This window comes from Ectothiorhodospira mobilis (genome assembly GCF_016584115.1).
GTDB lineage: Bacteria > Pseudomonadota > Gammaproteobacteria > Ectothiorhodospirales > Ectothiorhodospiraceae > Ectothiorhodospira > Ectothiorhodospira mobilis.
Map to the genome: position 1 here is coordinate 1 of NZ_NRSK01000044.1, position 16,721 is coordinate 16,721.

The following is a 16,721-nucleotide window of genomic DNA, read 5'->3' on the forward strand; positions in this document are numbered from 1 at the left end:
TTTGACGGAGGCACTGACCATGTCACTGGCGCAGGAATGGATGGAACGCGGCGAGGCCAGGGGGGTCGAGAAAGGCATCCAGCAGGGCATCCAGCAAGGCATCCAGCAAGGTGTTCAGCAAGGCGAGGCCCAGACCCTGCTGCGGCTTCTGGAACGCAAGTTTGGCCCCGAGGCCCGCGCTCGCTACCAGCCACGGGTTGAAGGGGCCGAGCCGGCCGAGCTGGACCAATGGATCGACCGCATCCTGACCGCCGAACGGGTGGAGCAGGTCTTTGACGGGGAGGATCCCCTGCAGTAAATATCTATTGCCTCCAACAGCGGGCCCCGCGGGATGAGACCTCGCTGCTCACTGCCGCACAGAACGCCGGGACCACGTGCTGATCCGTGGCCCAGATGAAGGCAATGCAATCGGAACCGTATCCGTAATGACCCTACAGATCTGGGTGGATGCCGACGCCTGCCCCAAGGTGATCAAGCAGATCCTCTTTCGCGCCGCCGAACGGGTGGGCATCCCCCTCACCCTGGTGGCCAACCATCCCCTCCCGGTACCCCGGTCGCGGCACGTGCGGGCGGTGCAGGTCTCCGCCGGCTTCGATGTGGCGGACAACCACATCGTCCAGCAGATGCAACCCGGGGACCTGGTGATCACCGCCGACATCCCCCTGGCGGCGGAGGTCATCGCCCGCCAGGGGCAGGCCCTGAGCCCGCGGGGGACGCTGTTCACCCGGGACAACATCGACGAACGGGTGAAGATGCGGGATCTCGCCACCTCCCTGAGGGACAGTGGCGTGGACACCGGCGGCCCACCGGCCCTGCGCCCGGCGGACCGTCAGGCCTTCGCCGGCCACCTGGACCGGCTATTGGCCCGGATGGCCCGGGCGACCTGAGGCCGCCAGCGCCCCGCATCGCCGGAGACGGCGACCGCAAGCCGGGCGTGCAGGCCGCTTCAGGGGCCTGCCTTCCCATGTCATGATGGCCCCAAGTGCACCTTCCAGGAGTCCAACGTCATGAACCGGCCTGCCAGCGATCGGTTCCTCTCCGTCGAGGCCTATCTCGAAGGTGAAAAGGACGGCGAAGTCCGGCACGAATACGTTGCCGGCCAGGTCTATGCCATGACCGGGGCCAGTGCCCGACACAACCTGATCACGGGGGCCCTGTTCGCATCCCTGCGACCCCATGCCCGGGAACGCGGCTGCCAGTTATTCGTCAACGACATGAAGGTCCACGTCCGCCAGGCCGGCGAAGATGCCTTCTACTATCCCGACCTGCTGCTCACCTGCGACCCCCACGACCGGGCCACCTACTACCGCGAACGCCCCTGCCTGATCGTGGAGGTGCTCTCCGAGGGCACCGAGCGCATCGACCGGCGCGAAAAACTCTTCGCCTACACCGGCAGCCTGCCCAGCCTGCGGGAATACCTGCTGGTGGCCCAGGACCGCCGGCAGGTGGACCTCTACCGGCGCACCGAGGCCGACTGGGTGCACGAGACATTCACCGACGGCCGCATCCACCTGGACTGCCTCGACACGGACCTGCCCATCGAGGCCATCTACGAAGATGTTCATACGGACTGAAACGAGATCACCATGCGACTGACACCGGAAGCACGCGACACCATCCGCCAGACCACCAAATCGGTATTCGGCCAACAGGCCCGGGTGAGTCTGTTCGGCTCACGCACCGACGACCGACTCAAAGGCGGCGACATCGACCTGCTGATCGAACTGCCTGGGCCGGTAAGCGACAAACAGCAAAAGATTCTCACCCTGGTCGCCCGCCTGCAGCGGACATTGGGCGAACGCTCCATCGACGTGATCGTTCTCGATCCGCAAACGCCCCGGCAGCCCATCCACACTGTCGCCCAGCAAACCGGACAACCCGTATGACCCCTGACCAACTGACCGCCACCGCCCGCCTGTTGGCGACATTGCGCGTCGTCCACAAGGAAAGCGTCCATCTCGAATGGAGCAGAAAGCGCCTGTTCGACGAGACCATCGACAAGAAATGGGTTGAAATGCTCGAACAACGTCCGGAACTGGCAGAGCGGCTCGAAGCCTTTGTCTCCCGTTACGCCCGGATGCAGGACACCATTGCCCAGAAGCTTCTGCCACGATGGCTACTCGCCCTGGCCGAAGAACCGGGAAGCCAGATCGAGGTGTTAAACCGAGCCGAAAGGCTTGGGGTACTCGAGGACACGGATCGTTGGCTGGAAGCCAGGCAACTGCGTAACCGGCTCGTCCACGAATACATGGACGACAGCTCGGCCTTTGCAGACAACATCAACCTCGCCGAGAGCTATAGCGGGATGCTGATCGACACCTATCACCGCCTGCGAAAGGACATCATCGATCGCCTCGACATCGCGGAATCCAACCTGCCATAAGGGCGGTCGCGCTTGCCGCCATGCAGCCCAACCCGCGCTTCCACCCGGACAATCCGCGGCCCCGCGGCCTGCAAGCCAGGCAAGATGCCATCCTCCGACGGATGAACCTGTCCCGCATTCCCTAAAGGGCCACCCGCAGGAGCGCCCTCCGGCGCGAAAAGGCAGAAGGCTCAGAGAAGTAACTGTTGGGTCTTTTTTTACACCATGCTTGCGTGCTGAGCCGAAAAATTCCAATATTCGACTCATTTAGTGAGCCGAAAAAGTATCATCCGGCTCTTTCGTCTTTCTTGGAGTCCAGGCGTGCCCCACCAGGTGCCCACGTGGATTTGGCAACACCCCGATTGGCCCCGCTTCACCTGGCAAGTGGCTGAGGTCCAGCCTCGGCTGCAGAAGTGCTGGAAGGATCTTGGCATCTTGCTGGGCCGGTCAGGGTCCCTGTGGACCGCAGATGACCCGGAGACCGGGGCGAGGTCCGCACTGGACACCCTATTGCAGAACATTGTCACGTCCTCGGCCATCGAAGGTGAGCGCCTGAATGTTGCGTCGGTGCGCTCTTCGCTCGCCCGGCGTCTTGGCGTGGAGGAACCTGGTGGGCCTCCTTCCCCGCGCTCCGAAGGCCTGGCAGAACTGATGCTGGATGCCACCCTCAAGCCGGATTCACCGCTGGATGCGGAAAGACTGTTTCAATGGCATCGATGGCTGTTCCCTGATGCCGACGCCTCTCTGACCACACTGCGCCCCGGCCAATGGCGTGGGATAGAGCCGATGCAGGTGGTGTCCGGCCGCATCGATCGCCCCAAGGTGCATTTTGAGGCCCCACCCCGGGAACGCCTGGAGCGCGAGGTTGACCGCTTCCTCGATTGGTTCGAGTGCAGCCGTCATGACCCCGGGCTGGATCCTCTCGTGCGGGCAGGGCTGGCGCACTTCTGGTTCGTTACGCTGCATCCGTTTGAAGATGGCAACGGGCGCATTGCCCGGGCCATCGCCGATCGCGCCCTGGCGCAGGCGGACCTGCAAGGGATTCGCCTGTATGCCATGTCCGCAGCCATCCTGGAGCGGCGGGCCGATTACTATCGCCATCTCGAAGAGAGCCAGCGTGGAACGCCGGACCTCACGGCCTGGCTCGTCTGGTTCCTGGATACCCTGGATGCCACGTTGCTGAACGTGCTGGACCAGGCGGAGCGGACACTGGCCAAAGCCCGCTTCTGGCGGCGCTTTGCGACGGCCGGCCTGTTCCCTGAGCAGGAAAAGGTGCTGAACCGGCTGCTTGAGGGAGGGGAAAGAGGCTTTGAACAAGGCATCAGCGCCTCGCAGTACCAGAAGGTGGCCAAGGTGAGTAAGGCCACGGCCACTCGCCACCTTGCCGGGCTTGTCGAGAAGGGCTGCCTGGTGAGGCTACCTGCAGGAGGCCGAAGCACTCGCTATCAGGTGCCGGAACCGTACCGCCAGGACAAGAGGGATTAGGGCGCCAGTCGCCCCGGTGGATGCCTGTTTCAAACCGGCGCGCTGCTGATCCCCAGCCGCTCCCGGACCACGAACCACAGCCACGCATTCCACAGCACCGTAGCCGCACTGGTGGCCAGGGCCGCGCCCGTTGCCCCCAGCATCGGGATCAAAAGCAGATTCAGCGCCACATTGACCAGGGCGGCCACCGCCACCACCCGGGTGACCTGGCGCTCGTGTCCCGTCATATTGAGCAGCAGCCCCACGGAACCGAAGCCCGCATTCACCACCTGCCCGCAGGCCAGGATCAGAAGGGGCAGGTACGCCGCCGCAAAGGCAGGCCCGAACAGCGTCTGCAACAGCCATGGCCCCAGCAGGACATAGCCCGTCAGCGCCGCCAGGGCAAAGGCCAGGGCCGCCTGGGCCGTGCGGCGGGCCAGTTTCTGCAGCTTGTGCCGGGCCCCTTGCACATGCAGACGGGTGATGAACGGCGCCGTCACCATGTTCAAGGCGGTCAGCCCCATGGACACCAGAAAGGCCCCCTGGGCGGCCACCCGATACACCCCCACATCCGCCGTGGCCGCCAGCAACCCCAGCAGGATCACATCCGCATGCCGGTTGATCTGCCCAAATCCCTGGGTCAACGCCATGGGCCAGGCCGCGGCCAGCCAGGCCCGGGACCGGTAGACCGGGGCATTGGCCGTCCACTGGGGCGGACGCGTCCGAAGCAGCAGCCACGCCCCCACACCAAAGGCCACACAGGCCGCCAGCAGATGCACCCCCATGGCCCCCGCCGGTGTAACGCCATGGGGCCACCCGATCAGCAACACCAGCAGGACCATGGCCATCAGCCCGGGTCGGATCACCTGCTCCGGCAATAGACCCATCAGCACCCGGCCCAGCCCCCGCAGCCCCGCCGCCCGCAGGCTGGACAGGGCCAACAGAGGCACCAGCCAGAGCCCCAGAAACAGGGTCTCCCGCAAGGCGGCCTCCTGCACCCACAGCCCCAGGACAGCCATCCCGCCCACCAGACCCAGCAGCGACAGGCCCAGCGTGATGCCATGGGACCAGCGCCAGATCCCCCGCACCGTGGGCCAGTCCCCGCAGGCCTGCCCTCGTGCCGTCTCGCGTACGATCAACGGGGGCAGACCGAATTGCACCGGCAGGGAGATCAGAGAAACCGCCGCCAGGACAAAGGCATACACCCCGTATCCCGAAGGCCCCAGCAGGCGGGCCAGAAGAAGGGTGATCAGCAGCCCCAGAGCCATCTCCAGGCCCTGTGCCAGCAGGCTGCCGGCACCGCCCTGAAGCAGCTTTCTGGCCAGCCCGGGGGGAGTGGAGGTAGGGGACAAAGGGAGCGGTCCGTGTTTCAAAAGGGAATGGAATCGGGGCATGATAGGCCCAATCACCCGCTCCCCCAACCATGATCAGCCCTGAATTCAGGCTGTATACAATCAGGCGAGAACTGACATCTGTGTTGTATCGGCGGCTACATAAGTACCTGAATAACTCCTTCTGGATTATGGGGGAGAAGGTGGTGGGGGTGGGGCTGGCTTTTTTTTCCACTGTCTTTGTTGCCCGCTATTTGGGGCCGGAGGACTTTGGATCGCTGGCCTATGCGCTTTCTCTTGCCGCGCTGTTCGCCGCGGCGGGCCACATGGGGTTATCTGGCCTCGTCGTTCGTGAGATCGTCAAGAACGAAGCGGATCGCGGCGAAACGTTGGTAACGGCTGCTCTCCTTAAGCTCCTCGGCATGGTCGCTGGCTATGCGGTGCTGTTGATATACGCGGCCTCTTATGAAGGACTGGGCACCACCGAGTTCTATCTGATTGCGTTCGCAGGTGCCGCGCTGCTGTTCCGGCCGATGGACGTAGTTGACTTCTGGTTTCAGGCGTTTATGCAGGCCCGATACACCGCCATCGCGCGGATATTGTCGTATCTTGTTACCACCGCATTCAAACTGGCACTGGTTTTTGCGGGCACAGGCCTTATGTATTTCGCCACGGCCCAAATTCTGCAGGCCGCGCTGTCTGCCCTATTGCTGCTTGTGTTTTTCTGGCTCAAGGCGAGAGTTCGTGTAGCCGGTTGGCGTTTCAGTTGGGTTCGTGCAAAAGAGTTTCTCAGTCAAGGATGGCTGATATATCTTGGATCGATATTCGCAGTCATCTACCTCAAGGTGGACCAAGTCATGCTCCGCTGGCTGGCAGACACACAAGAAGTCGGCCAATATGCTGTCGCAGCGCAGATTTCCGAGGCCTGGTATTTTATCCCCACAGCAATCGTCGCCTCATTCTTTCCGAAGCTCATCAAGCTGCGAGAGGAAGATGAGGCGTTGTTCAAGTACCGGCTGCAACAGCTTTTCGACGCACTGCTCCTCATAGGCTTGATTGTGGCAGTGGTGATAACGATAGCCGCTCCCTGGATTATCGACGTCTTCTTTGGTTCGGATTACGTAGACAGTGCATCCATCTTTGTGGTCCATATTTGGGCGGCAATATTCATCTTCATGCGCACTGCCTTTTCTAAATGGATACTCATCGAGAACGTACTGGTATTTTCGTTGATTACGCAGGGTTTGGGTGCGGTGACCAACGTATTGTTGAATCTTACCTTGATTCCCGCATATGGTGGTATCGGAGCCGCATACGCAACCTTGCTGTCTTATGCAATGGCTTCATTTCTTGCCCTTTTTTTCTACCGACGGACCCGCCCGGTGTTCTGGCAAATGGCGAGGGCTTTGTTATCGCCTATCCGGTACTCGGTTCGCTTGGTCTGCATGATGCGATAGGCCACACCCTATGATTTCTAATCTTCGTGACGTCCTTCCACCCCCGATCAAATATGCAGTGAACCGATTCGTAGATGCAATCATAACTGCGAGTGGTCGCATCTTCTCAGCTAACCGTTGGTTAGCCAACCTGTATTACTTCCTGTTAAGTCGACGTTTCGACCGCGAGCACCTTGCCGTGTTGAAGGGCCGCGCAGCCTACTACCGGGCGCTGTGCGAGATGGGTGACACCTCGCCATTGCTGCGGCGCAATGTTCACCGATTGGAGAAGGGGTTAATCATGCAGCCGCGGCGTAATGTGTTCGCCGAGGCATTTATCCTAGAGACTGTACACTGTTACAACTGCGCAAAGGGACGGCCCACGTATTCGCAGGATGAGCTTCGCTGGGCCACCGACGTGTTGGACGAGTATTTCAGCGTGGTCGAGGACACGCCGCCCATACGCAAGGCTCGGAAGGAATATTCAGGGGAGGGAGCAGAGAGCAAACCGAGGGCAGACATAGATCCCTGTACATTTAAACCTTATCCGCTATCCGCCTGCCCGGAGACCGACGTTTCTTTCGAACAGCTTGCCACGCTGTTCCTCCGTCGCCGCTCCGTGCGTTGGTACAAGCAAGAGCCGGTTCCGCCAGAACTGATCCAGCAGGCGATCAATGTAGCCGCCCTCGCGCCTTCGGCGTGTAATCGCCAGCCATATCGCTTCATTGTCGCGAATGATCCCAGTCGTGCTACCGAAATTGCCGAATGCGCAGGCGGTACAACGGGTTTTGCTCACCAAATCCCGGTAATTATCATCGTGGTGGGTGATCTCTCCGCATACCCCAAGGAACGCGATCGGCACCTTATCTATATCGATGCCTCGCTAGCATCTATGCAGTTGATGCTGGCGGCTGAAACACTGGGGCTCTCTACCTGCCCGATCAATTGGCCCGACGTGGATTGGTCGGAACGAAGGCTGCAGGGGATTCTGGACCTCCCGGGATACGAGCGGGTCGTGATGCTGATCTCCATCGGCTATGGAGACCTTGCGAGCGGCATTCCTTATTCTCAGAAAAAGCAGAACGAATTGATCACTCAATGGTGTGCTGAAAAATGATTATTGAGATTCGGAAGGCGGGCTTCTTGAACAAGGGCGCAGAGCTGATGCTTTATGCCATACTGGAAAAAATGCGTACCGCCTATCCAGAAGCCACTTTTGCCATGGCCCCTACGCACAAAGGGTCTTCTCAACCATTTGATAAGCTGGTTAAACTCGGTCTTCTTCCAAAAGCATCCCTATATTACAAGGGATTTCAGTTTGGTAGGTTCGCTAAATTTACACCTCGCAAATTGCGTGAAATGTATGGGGTCGTTCTTGACAGCGAGATCGATGTTGTCATCGATGCAGCCGGTTTTTCCTATAGCGATCAGTGGGGCGATCAGAGTTCCCTGGAACTGGCGCAGTCAGCGGCACGCTGGCGCAAGCAAGGCACGAAGGTGATTCTAATGCCTCAGGCCTTCGGTCCCTACACAGGTAAACGCATTCGCAAGGCAATTAGGCGGGCAGTCGACAATGTCGATCTTGTCATGCCTAGAGAGAGAACGTCCTACGACTATCTGACAGAGGTGACGGGCAAGCGTGAGAATATCCGCCAGTACCCTGATTTCACCAATCTGATCGAAGGAGTCATACCGGAATACTTTGATCGTAGCCGATATGGCGTGTGCTTGGTGCCGAACTACCGTATGGTCGACAAGACGGGGGGGGCACGGAGCAGGGTGTATCTGCCGTTCATGGTGCGCTGCGCTGAGCTGCTTCGAGAGAATGACGCAAAGCCCTTCATCTTGGTGCACGAGGGCGCGAATGACCGTTGGCTTGCCGATCAGATATCAGAAGGCGCCGGCGGGCTTCCTGTCCTTACCGAAGACGACCCGTTGAAGATCAAGGGCATCCTTTGCGCAAGTTATGCCACGATCGGCAGCCGCTTCCACGGGCTGGTCAGTGCACTCAGCCAAGGGGTGCCGTCCCTTGCCACCGGTTGGAGCCATAAATATCAAGAGCTGTTCCGTGACTACGGATTTCCCGATGGTGTTATCTCAGTTGATGTTTCGGATAACGAATTGGCCGAAAAGATTGGGCGCTTGGTAGACGAGCAGGCCAATCGTGAAATCTCCGAATCGCTGAAGCAGGAATCCGCGGGGCTCAAGTCGCGTTCGGAGATGATGTGGAACGACGTATATTCCGTGATCGATAGGTGTCACGCGCTCGTTGATTAGTCGGTTTTTTCCTGAATTGAGGAAGGTAATAGGACGGTATACATGCAGCCAATAGCAGAAGAAAAAGAACGGCTATCGGTGTCGGTGATTATTCCTACTTACAATGATCAGAACGGACTCGATCGTTGCCTGGAGTCAATATCCAAGCAAGACTTCACCCTCGATCAGCTGGAGGTGATCGTTGTGGATAACGGGTCGTCCCCGCCTATTGTGGTCGGCAATGATTTTCCCTTTCGCATCAACCTGATTGTCTGTAATACGCAAGGATCGTACGCGGCGAGAAATGCCGGCGCTCGAGTTGCAACGGGCGATATATTTGCCTTCATTGATGCAGATTGCTGGCCAGAGCCGACTTGGCTTTCCCGAGGTGTGCGACGGGTGGCCATGGGACGAGGTGAAGAAATCGTTGGTGGTGAAGTCTTGCTTGCTAGCTCGAACCCTCCGTCGGCAGTAGCGTTGTATCAATGCGTTACGGGCTTTGGTCAAGAATTTAATATTCGTGAAAAAGGTTTTTCGGCCACTGCAAATCTATTTTTTACCCGGGAAATATTTGAGGGCGTGGGGCCATTCGACGAACGCCTATTTTCCGGTGGCGACAGGGAATGGTGCTGGCGTGCCGGCGACCATGGGCTTATGTTGCGCTTTGAACGGAATGCGGTTGTATATACATTTACTCGAAGCCGCCTCAGTAGTGCCGTTCGACAAGCGAGACGGGTCGTTGCTGGACGAAAGATGTTGCAGCAGCTGGATATGGCACATCGGGGCAGCAAGGGATTGGAGAAACAACGTTCGGCATGGCAATCCATACGCTGGATTCTTTCCCATCCTGACCTGAATCGTCGCGATCGCTGGCGCGTGTTTTCGGTCGCAGTGATTATCCGGTTGGCCACCATAGCCGAGGGGTTTCGTCTTGCTCTGGGGGGGGATGCGGAAAGACGTTAAACTTTCATGTCTCGGTTTGCAGATAGTGTACCGCGCATGAAGGCCAAACCATTCAGGCCTTTCAAGGCAGGTGCAGCGACCCAGTGCCAGCCTAGCTTATAGCCGGTGATGAACAAGAGCCGAAGAGCTGTTCCAAGCCCTTGGATCACGGTGACCAAGAGCCAGTCGGGGATGTGGCGGTAGACCGGGTTTGCCTGTGCATCGAAATAGTACATGGGCATTTCTCGATAGGCATCCGGATGCTTTGTTCGGAAAAGACCAGCCGTATGGCAACCTGAGCGCTCGAATTTGGCCAGGATGTCTTCAAGGTGAATCGGATCGACATGCCTTACTGAGCAACTGGCGTCATATACGGGTAATACGTCAGGAAATGCATGGCTTAACCGCAAAAAGAAATCTCGATCTTCGAATCCGTAGTGGCGGTAGTCAGGGTCGAAGCCATTTATTGCCAGAACCAGGTTTCGATGGATGGTAACATTCGCCGAAGTGAGACTGATGGCCCACTGGTCGATTCGTGACCGCCGGCGTGCCTGTACCCGATTGCCATAGCGGTCAAAAAAGGAATCACCCGAATCAAACTGGATGTCGCCGAAAATGATTGGTGCACCTATCGAGATTGCATGGCGTAGATTTTCAACATAGCTGGGTGTTGGCATGCAATCCACATCCAGAAAGGTCATGTAGAGACCGGATGCAGCATCTATTCCCGCATTGAGGGCCCCAGCGCGACCTTGGTTTTTTTTCAGACGCACCGGTATGAATTTCAGGTTCTCTGTTGCTTCAAAATCGATTTGAATCGGAGAGTCCGAGCCATCATCTACAAGAATAATTTCAATCGGGTCTGGTATGGCTTCGGCTGCAAGCGCCTGGATTGTGGCGGCAGCCTGTGATGCATTATTCACCACAGGGATGATGATGCTGAGTGTCGTGGAATGGTGATCTGCTTTTGATATGGTGTTTCCTGATCTTTGCTCTTTTTCTTTATTGCATTCGCCCTGCATCATGGTATTTTTCTATCTGGTGCTGGTTTTGTTATTTGGAAAACCATATCTTCGTAGCTGTAGTCACATTAAAGGCAAAGCAAAAAATAAAATATTGCGGGGGTTGCGCCTATAAATAATGATAGGGTGTAGATTATTTTTGCAATTTACCTTTAAGTGAACGACTCGCCGGACCTATGTCCTCGATGAAGAAGTTCACCATATCGTTTACTCACTTCATCCCACCCAAACCGCTCCCGGATATGCACCAAAGCCTTTTGGGCCCGTTGTTGCGCCTGGTCCGGGTTTTTCAGGGTTTTTTCCAGGGCCCCGGCCAATGCATTCACGTCTCCCGGGGGGATCCGTAGGGCGAGGGTGTCTTCGGGGGCGATATCCCGAACGGCGGGGAGGTCGGAGACGATGACCGGGCAGCCGCATCCCATGGCTTCGACGATGACCAGGCCGAAGCCTTCCTGATCCCCCCCTTCGGCCACCACGGAGGGCACGACGGTGACCGCCGCCCGGCGGTAGTGGTCCGGCAATCGCTCGTGGGGAACGCCCCCCAGGAAGGTGACGTGTCCGCTCAGGTCGGGGGAGGCCGCCCGGGCTCTCAGGGCGGGTTCGTCCGGGCCCTTGCCGGCCAGTTCCAGATGCAGTTGGGGGTACCGTGGAAGCAGGCGGGCTACGGCGTCCAGCAGGTGGCGCACGCCTTTTTTTTCCACGAGACGGCCCACGAACAGGATGCGGGAAGCATCGCGGGGGATGCCGGGATCCGGGGTGAAGGAGGTGGCCAGGTCGGTGCCCATGGGGATGATCTGGGGCTCCAGATGGGGGGCAAGGGCACGGGCTTCGGGCACCATGGCCTGGCTGACCACGGTAAGGCCCGTGCAGCGGCGCAAGGCCCAGCGTTTCACTGCCCGCAGGATCCGTCCCTGCAGTCCGAACAGGTCACCGCCATGACTGGTGCACACCATGTGCGGTGGATGCCGCATCCCCAGGATGGCCAGCCGCAGGGCCAGGGTCTGGGGGATGATCCAGTGGCTATGGATGGCGGTGAAGCGGTGACGTTGCAGCAGACGCCGGATGGCCCAGGCCTCGGCCAGCAGGAACGGGGGAATGAGTGCCAGACGTCCGGGCCGCGCCTTGAGCCGGGCCAGGATGCCGCCCTCGTAGGTGAGGGTCTGCCAGCTTTCGGGGGCATAGCGGAAGCGATGCACCGTCAAGCCCCCCAGGTGTTCCCGGCGGGCAGCCGCCGGGGCATGGGGCGCCAGGACATGAACCTCAAACTGCTGGGCCAGACGTTGGCTCAGCGCCAGGACAAAGGCCGGTTCCGTGTCGCTTTGCCAGCGGGGGAAGGTGGAGGTCAGGACCAGGAGGCGGGGGCGGGGTGAATTCGGCATGGCGATTCCGCTACGGGAGATCCCTTCCCTCCCGATCGGGAGGCGTTGCAGTCCGTTCCAGTTCCAGCCGGCGGACACGTTCCAGGGTCATTTCCAGCAATTGCCGGTTGAAGGAGATCAGGTCGGCCACCAGGCCGATCAGCCAGGTAAAGGCGCCCATGGAGACCAGCATGGTCCCCAACAGCAGGGACTGGATATGTCCGCCGCCATCTCCCAGAAGGTAGAACGCCAGGAACCGTAAGATGGGGATCGACCCGACCACGATCAGGACCAGGCCGATGTAGAAGAACACCCGCAGGGGCTTGTACATGGCATAGGTCCGGACCATGGTGAGGACGGAGTTCTGGATGAACTGGGGAACGCTGCGAAACAGACGGGAAGGGCGTTCCGTGGGCCGGGTGGCGACCGGAATGGAGCAGACGGTCAGGTTGCGCTTGCCCGCCTGGATGAGGGTTTCGATGGTGTAGCTGAAGCTGGAGAGGATGTTCAGCTGAATGGCCGCTTCCCGGGAGAAGGCGCGAAAGCCACTGACGGCATCAGGCACGTCGACGCCGGACAGTTGCCGCACCACGGCGCTGCCGATGCGCTGTAGACGTTTCTTCAGGCCCGAGAAATGGGGGAGCTGCTGGGTCTGTCGATCGCCAATGACCATGTCGGCCTGGCCCTGCAGGATGGGGGCGATCAGCCGGGGAATGTCGCTGCCGGCATACTGATTGTCGGCATCGGTATTGACGATGAGATCGGCACCGGCCTGAAGGCTGGCCTCCAGGCCGGTGCGAAAGGCCCGGGCCAGGCCCTGGTTCTGCTTGTGGCTCACGATGTGGTCCACGCCCAGCAGGGCGGCCTGCCGGGCCGTATGATCCGTGCTGCCATCGTCGATGATGAGGATCTCCACCCGGTCGACGCCGGGGATCTCCCGGGGGATATCCTCCAGCGTCCGGGCCAGTGAAGCCTCTTCGTTAAAGCAGGGGATCTGGACGATGAGTTTCATCGGGTTGAGTGTCTTTTTCCATGGATGGCGTTTTCCCCTCGCGGACCATACGGGCCAGTTCATCCAGTGCCTGATCCGTCATGTAGGCATTCTTATGCACCACATCCCGCCTGCGTTCAATGGCTTCCAGGGCTTCTTGTGGGCGCTGGGCATCCATCAGGAAGTGTACCTGCATGAGCAGGATGGGCATGATTTCGGGCATCAGTGATTCGGCGCGGGAAAGGTAGGAAAATGCCATATCGAAGTCGCCCTGTTCTTTCGCGAAATTGGCGGCATGGAAAAGAATGTGGGTCGTATAGGATTTGTGTTGGTAGTTGGGGTTATTTAGCAGAGTTTGTGTGAGTTGATGGGCATCCTGAAATGTAAGTGGATTGCATTGATTATTTTCGATTACACCATGCAACGGATAAAGATTATCTATGAGGGAAGTAGATCGTCTGGCGATTTCCGCTGAATGCAGCACCTTTTCGAAACGCTGTTGGATGGATTCCGGGCCCTCCGTGATGCAGGCATAGAGCATGGCCTGCAGATGCAGATCGGTGCATCCATCGCATTGATCGGCATAGCGGTCCAGTGCTTTGAGGGAATAGCTTGGATTGCCCAGTGCTTCGTAGTACGCCCTGCTCAAATGCATGACGGCCCTGGGGGAATCCGGATGACGCTGGGCCCAGTTTTCAGCGGCTTCCAGTGGTTGTCCCCATATGGAGGTGGTGGCGTATAGCGTGGCCCCCATGAGCAGGATATAGAGGGTCAGCAGCGCGGGGGCAAGGCGGGTCCAGATCCCTTTGGCCTGCCAGACCAGGGCGGCCAGGGCCAGGCAGAATCCGTATACCGCCAGATAATTGCGGTGCTCGAACATCAATTCCAGTTGAATGACCGTGGACTCGATCAAATGTCCCGTGAAGAACCACAGCAGTGCGAACAGGGGCCAGGGGCTGCGTTTACGGAGCAGAAAGGCGGCTATGGTGAGGGCCAGGAATGCGCCCCAGGATAGGATAGGTATCAGCCAGCCTTCTGCCAGGGTGACATTGTCATGGAAAGGCCCAAAGGCCGTGGGCTGCGGCAGGAAGGCCATATAGAGGTATTGCCAAAGGATCTGCCCTTCGGTCAGCAGCCGATCGAAGGAGGACCAGCCGCGAAAGCTGCTGAAGGCGAACCAGTCCCTATAGAGGGGGGATAGGTAGTACAGCAGGGCGAGGAGGCCCACCAATAGGGTTCCCCGGCGCAGCCAGCGCACGTAGCGGGGTGCCTGAAGATGAGCCAGTAAAACCGCATCAATCACCAGGGCATAGATGGGGAAAAGGGCGCCGCTTTCCTTGGTGTACAGGGCCAGCAGCGTGAACAGGCCCAGTCCCGAGGACTGTACCGCCAAAGCCAGGCGTGGGCGTTGGGCCTGCAGGAAGTAGCCCGCGACAAAGACCAGTAACCCCATCAAGCCCCAGAAGGTGGCGAAACCGGTCCAGCGTTGTACGGTGATCAGGCTGGTGGAGACCAGCAATGGCATGGCTATCCACAGGGCTGCAGCGGATAGGGCGATCCAGTAACTCCGCCATGCATCCCGGGGATTTCGCAGTTGGAGCAGCATCCATCCCAGCAGGAATACAAAAGCACCATTGGCCAGATGGATGCCTACATTGACCCAACGGGCTTCCTGGCTGTTTGCCGGCCAGTCGTCGGCATGGGGAAGAAAGCTGAGTAATGCGATGGGACGACCCAGGGGGCCACCTTGACCACTCGTGACAAATTCCCACGCATCCTCCCTGGAATCGATCGTTTCCAGCGGGGCAAGGAAGGATAGATCATCGTAAAATAGCTTGCCGGTGACCCCTTTTGAATAGGCAAATCCTACGGCCAGGGTTACCAGGAGAACGGGCACCAATAAGGCGATGCGTGCCACGGGACGTTGAGAAGAATGGGAGGAGATGGCAAGCATAGATGATGGTGTTTTATGTATTGGCGAAAAAACAGCCCCAACTCAGGGTGAAGTCGGGGCTGTTCAGGAACTAAATTGTGCTAATTAGGCTTGTTAACTGCGGCAGTTTGCAGGCATCCACTCGTTCGGATCGCCAGTACAGGTCCAGCCCGAAATATGGTCTCCAGTAGTATTGATGGCGGGTTCAAGAGTGACACTAATATCATCCGTACCATCGCCATTGATGTCACCTGTGGCATTGACTATGCCAGTAGTGTTGGCCACGGACAGGTTGGTGACATACTCAGTTTCAGTGAAGTTCTCAGCACAGGAAGAATACGTATTTGGATCTGCCCCGGATTGCACCATTTCTGTAACACAAGTACGTGCACTACTCGCAGCAAGTACCACTTCGGAGGCCTTTGCCCGATTCGTATAATCGTTATAGGCCGGAATAGCCACCGCCGCCAGAATCCCGATGATCGCCACGACGATCATCAGTTCGATCAAGGTAAAACCTGCTTGTCTCTTCATTTCCAGACCTCTTGCGTGCTTGGGTGATCCGCCCTGGGCGGTGTGGTATCTGATGCATCGGGCGTGCCAAGCCTCCGGGCCGGGTGGGCGCTGGCCCGGTGGTATGCCGGGCCCGACAGGCGGGCGTTGTGGCCTTTGGCGGAATAGTTGATTATTCAGGTCGGCCGCGAAATGAATGGCCGACTGAAGGCTATGGCCGCGAAATGAATGGCCGATCCATTCATGGGGGGATCATGCACAAGATCACGCTGGATACGGCACAGCAGTTGACGGGGTTGAGCCGGCGGTCCCTGCGGCGCCGGCTGGCTACGGCGATGCTGCGCCAGGAACGCTCCGCCACCCTGGAGCGGGGCTACGTGCCCCTGGAGGCGCTTCGGGGCGACATCCCCGTGGCCCTGGTTGCGGAGGACGATACGGCGATCGTGCGGGCCGATGGGGGCGATCCCGAGGCGCAGAACGATCTCGGTCTGTTCTTCATGGGGGAAGGGCAGTACGACCGGGCCCTGCCCTGGCTGCAAAAGGCCGCGGAGCAGGAGTATGCCGAGGCCATGTACTGGCTGGGGCGGTGCCATGTGGCCGGGCAGGGGGTGGAACAGGACGAGGACGCGGGTCTGGAGTGGATCCGCCGGGCCGCCGAGCGGGGGCATGGTATCGCCCGGCGGCAGATGGCGGCCCTGGGCAAGGCCTATTGAGGGTCCGGATTCACCCCGGAATCGACGAAGCCGGTGACGATCCGGTCTTGGCCAGTGGTGTCCCCCGAGCAACCTGGAATGGGCCCGGTTCGTGGGCAACCCTGGCCAGGATGAAGTCCTTTGTCAGTAAGCCTTGGTTCACTGCAGGGGATCCTTCCCATCAAAGACCTGCTCCACCCGTTCGGCGGTCAGGATGCGGTCGATCCATTGGTCCAGCTCGGCCGGGTCGGCCTTTTCGACACGTGACTGAAAGCGGCTGCGGGCCTCGGGGCCGAACTTGCGTTCCAGAAGGCGCAGCAGGGTCTGGGCTTCGCCCTGCTGCATGCCTTTCTCGACCCCCCTGGCCTCGCCGCGTTCCATCCATTCCTGCGCCAGTGACATGGTCATCGCCTCCGTCAGG

General features: G+C 59.2%; 16 protein-coding genes and 2 pseudogenes. 11 read left to right on the forward strand and 7 right to left on the reverse strand.

All coding sequences use genetic code 11. The features are described 5' to 3' along the window. From CKO33_RS12415 to CKO33_RS12440, 6 genes and pseudogenes are all read left to right on the forward strand, one after another. Positions 1-298: pseudogene (locus tag CKO33_RS12415) on the forward strand (hypothetical protein); the annotation flags it as partial. Between the two features lie 127 nt (positions 299-425). Further along, a complete protein-coding gene (locus CKO33_RS12420) occupies positions 426-887 on the forward strand; it encodes a YaiI/YqxD family protein (protein WP_090485251.1) in 462 nt (153 codons plus the stop codon). A 120-nt stretch (positions 888-1,007) separates the two neighbouring features. After that, positions 1,008-1,574, forward strand: coding sequence for a Uma2 family endonuclease (locus CKO33_RS12425; RefSeq protein ID WP_200182557.1), 567 nt, complete (start codon positions 1,008-1,010; stop codon positions 1,572-1,574). 12 nt (positions 1,575-1,586) lie between these two features. Further along, positions 1,587-1,886 (forward strand): nucleotidyltransferase domain-containing protein, encoded by a 300-nt coding sequence (locus CKO33_RS12430; RefSeq protein WP_200182558.1) that lies wholly within the window; start codon positions 1,587-1,589, stop codon positions 1,884-1,886. After that, positions 1,883-2,383 (forward strand): hypothetical protein, encoded by a 501-nt coding sequence (locus CKO33_RS12435; protein WP_200182559.1) that lies wholly within the window; start codon positions 1,883-1,885, stop codon positions 2,381-2,383. The genes CKO33_RS12430 and CKO33_RS12435 overlap by 4 nt, the downstream gene beginning before the upstream one ends. A gap of 312 nt (positions 2,384-2,695) precedes the next feature. After that, positions 2,696-3,847, forward strand: a complete 1,152-nt coding sequence (locus CKO33_RS12440; RefSeq protein WP_200182572.1) for a DUF4172 domain-containing protein — start codon at positions 2,696-2,698, stop codon at positions 3,845-3,847. Between the two features lie 29 nt (positions 3,848-3,876). Here the strand turns inward: CKO33_RS12440 and CKO33_RS12445 are convergent, their stop codons facing one another. After that, positions 3,877-5,178: a lipopolysaccharide biosynthesis protein gene (locus tag CKO33_RS12445; RefSeq protein WP_242472626.1), complete on the reverse strand. Its 1,302-nt coding sequence runs from the start codon at positions 5,176-5,178 to the stop codon at positions 3,877-3,879. 71 nt (positions 5,179-5,249) lie between these two features. Between CKO33_RS12445 and CKO33_RS12450 the strand changes: the two genes are divergently transcribed. The 4 genes from CKO33_RS12450 to CKO33_RS12465 are packed head-to-tail and all read left to right on the forward strand — an operon-like array spanning position 5,250 to position 9,812. Continuing rightward, on the forward strand, positions 5,250-6,614 hold the full coding sequence (locus CKO33_RS12450) for a flippase (protein ID WP_200182561.1): 1,365 nt from the start codon (positions 5,250-5,252) through the stop codon (positions 6,612-6,614). A 10-nt stretch (positions 6,615-6,624) separates the two neighbouring features. Continuing rightward, complete coding sequence (locus CKO33_RS12455; protein ID WP_200182562.1) at positions 6,625-7,710, forward strand: nitroreductase family protein; 1,086 nt, start codon at positions 6,625-6,627, stop codon at positions 7,708-7,710. Beyond that, the gene (locus tag CKO33_RS12460; protein ID WP_200182563.1) at positions 7,707-8,870 is read left to right on the forward strand and encodes a polysaccharide pyruvyl transferase family protein; all 1,164 of its coding nucleotides are present in this window, start codon (positions 7,707-7,709) and stop codon (positions 8,868-8,870) included. The genes CKO33_RS12455 and CKO33_RS12460 overlap by 4 nt, the downstream gene beginning before the upstream one ends. A gap of 42 nt (positions 8,871-8,912) precedes the next feature. Then, positions 8,913-9,812: a glycosyltransferase family 2 protein gene (locus tag CKO33_RS12465; RefSeq protein ID WP_200182564.1), complete on the forward strand. Its 900-nt coding sequence runs from the start codon at positions 8,913-8,915 to the stop codon at positions 9,810-9,812. On the opposite strand, the gene CKO33_RS12470 is transcribed toward CKO33_RS12465, so the two are convergent. The 5 genes from CKO33_RS12470 to CKO33_RS13895 form a co-directional block, all read right to left on the reverse strand. After that, a complete protein-coding gene (locus CKO33_RS12470) occupies positions 9,809-10,816 on the reverse strand; it encodes a glycosyltransferase family 2 protein (protein ID WP_200182565.1) in 1,008 nt (335 codons plus the stop codon). The genes CKO33_RS12465 and CKO33_RS12470 overlap by 4 nt on opposite strands. A 149-nt stretch (positions 10,817-10,965) precedes the next feature. Next, entirely contained in the window at positions 10,966-12,192 is a 1,227-nt protein-coding gene (locus CKO33_RS12475) for a glycosyltransferase family 4 protein (protein WP_200182566.1), read from the reverse strand. 10 nt (positions 12,193-12,202) lie between these two features. Then, positions 12,203-13,183 carry a glycosyltransferase family 2 protein gene (locus CKO33_RS12480; protein ID WP_200182567.1) on the reverse strand — a complete coding sequence of 327 codons (981 nt, stop codon included), beginning with the start codon at positions 13,181-13,183 and terminating at the stop codon, positions 12,203-12,205. Continuing rightward, on the reverse strand, positions 13,152-15,080 hold the full coding sequence (locus CKO33_RS12485) for a hypothetical protein (RefSeq protein WP_200182568.1): 1,929 nt from the start codon (positions 15,078-15,080) through the stop codon (positions 13,152-13,154). Before CKO33_RS12485 ends, CKO33_RS12480 begins: the two co-directional genes overlap by 32 nt. A gap of 129 nt (positions 15,081-15,209) precedes the next feature. After that, complete coding sequence (locus CKO33_RS13895; protein ID WP_200182569.1) at positions 15,210-15,629, reverse strand: pilin; 420 nt, start codon at positions 15,627-15,629, stop codon at positions 15,210-15,212. A 233-nt stretch (positions 15,630-15,862) separates the two neighbouring features. Between CKO33_RS13895 and CKO33_RS12495 the strand changes: the two genes are divergently transcribed. After that, complete coding sequence (locus CKO33_RS12495; protein ID WP_200182570.1) at positions 15,863-16,321, forward strand: tetratricopeptide repeat protein; 459 nt, start codon at positions 15,863-15,865, stop codon at positions 16,319-16,321. 138 nt (positions 16,322-16,459) lie between these two features. Here CKO33_RS12495 and CKO33_RS12500 read toward each other — a convergent pair. Further along, positions 16,460-16,721 (reverse strand): annotated as a pseudogene (locus CKO33_RS12500) (hypothetical protein); the annotation flags it as partial.

Excerpts from the sequence above, each read along its gene's own strand:
- CKO33_RS12450 (WP_200182561.1), top strand. The coding sequence starts at position 5,250 with ATGATCAGCCCTGAATTCAGGCTGTATACAATCAGGCGAGAACTGACA.
- CKO33_RS13895 (WP_200182569.1), bottom strand. The coding sequence starts at position 15,629 with ATGAAGAGACAAGCAGGTTTTACCTTGATCGAACTGATGATCGTCGTG.
- CKO33_RS12425 (WP_200182557.1), top strand. The coding sequence starts at position 1,008 with ATGAACCGGCCTGCCAGCGATCGGTTCCTCTCCGTCGAGGCCTATCTC.
- CKO33_RS12480 (WP_200182567.1), bottom strand. The coding sequence starts at position 13,183 with ATGAAACTCATCGTCCAGATCCCCTGCTTTAACGAAGAGGCTTCACTG.
- CKO33_RS12420 (WP_090485251.1), top strand. The coding sequence starts at position 426 with ATGACCCTACAGATCTGGGTGGATGCCGACGCCTGCCCCAAGGTGATC.
- CKO33_RS12495 (WP_200182570.1), top strand. The coding sequence starts at position 15,863 with ATGCACAAGATCACGCTGGATACGGCACAGCAGTTGACGGGGTTGAGC.
- CKO33_RS12475 (WP_200182566.1), bottom strand. The coding sequence starts at position 12,192 with ATGCCGAATTCACCCCGCCCCCGCCTCCTGGTCCTGACCTCCACCTTC.
- CKO33_RS12435 (WP_200182559.1), top strand. The coding sequence starts at position 1,883 with ATGACCCCTGACCAACTGACCGCCACCGCCCGCCTGTTGGCGACATTG.
- CKO33_RS12430 (WP_200182558.1), top strand. The coding sequence starts at position 1,587 with ATGCGACTGACACCGGAAGCACGCGACACCATCCGCCAGACCACCAAA.
- CKO33_RS12465 (WP_200182564.1), top strand. The coding sequence starts at position 8,913 with ATGCAGCCAATAGCAGAAGAAAAAGAACGGCTATCGGTGTCGGTGATT.
- CKO33_RS12470 (WP_200182565.1), bottom strand. The coding sequence starts at position 10,816 with ATGATGCAGGGCGAATGCAATAAAGAAAAAGAGCAAAGATCAGGAAAC.
- CKO33_RS12460 (WP_200182563.1), top strand. The coding sequence starts at position 7,707 with ATGATTATTGAGATTCGGAAGGCGGGCTTCTTGAACAAGGGCGCAGAG.
- CKO33_RS12455 (WP_200182562.1), top strand. The coding sequence starts at position 6,625 with ATGATTTCTAATCTTCGTGACGTCCTTCCACCCCCGATCAAATATGCA.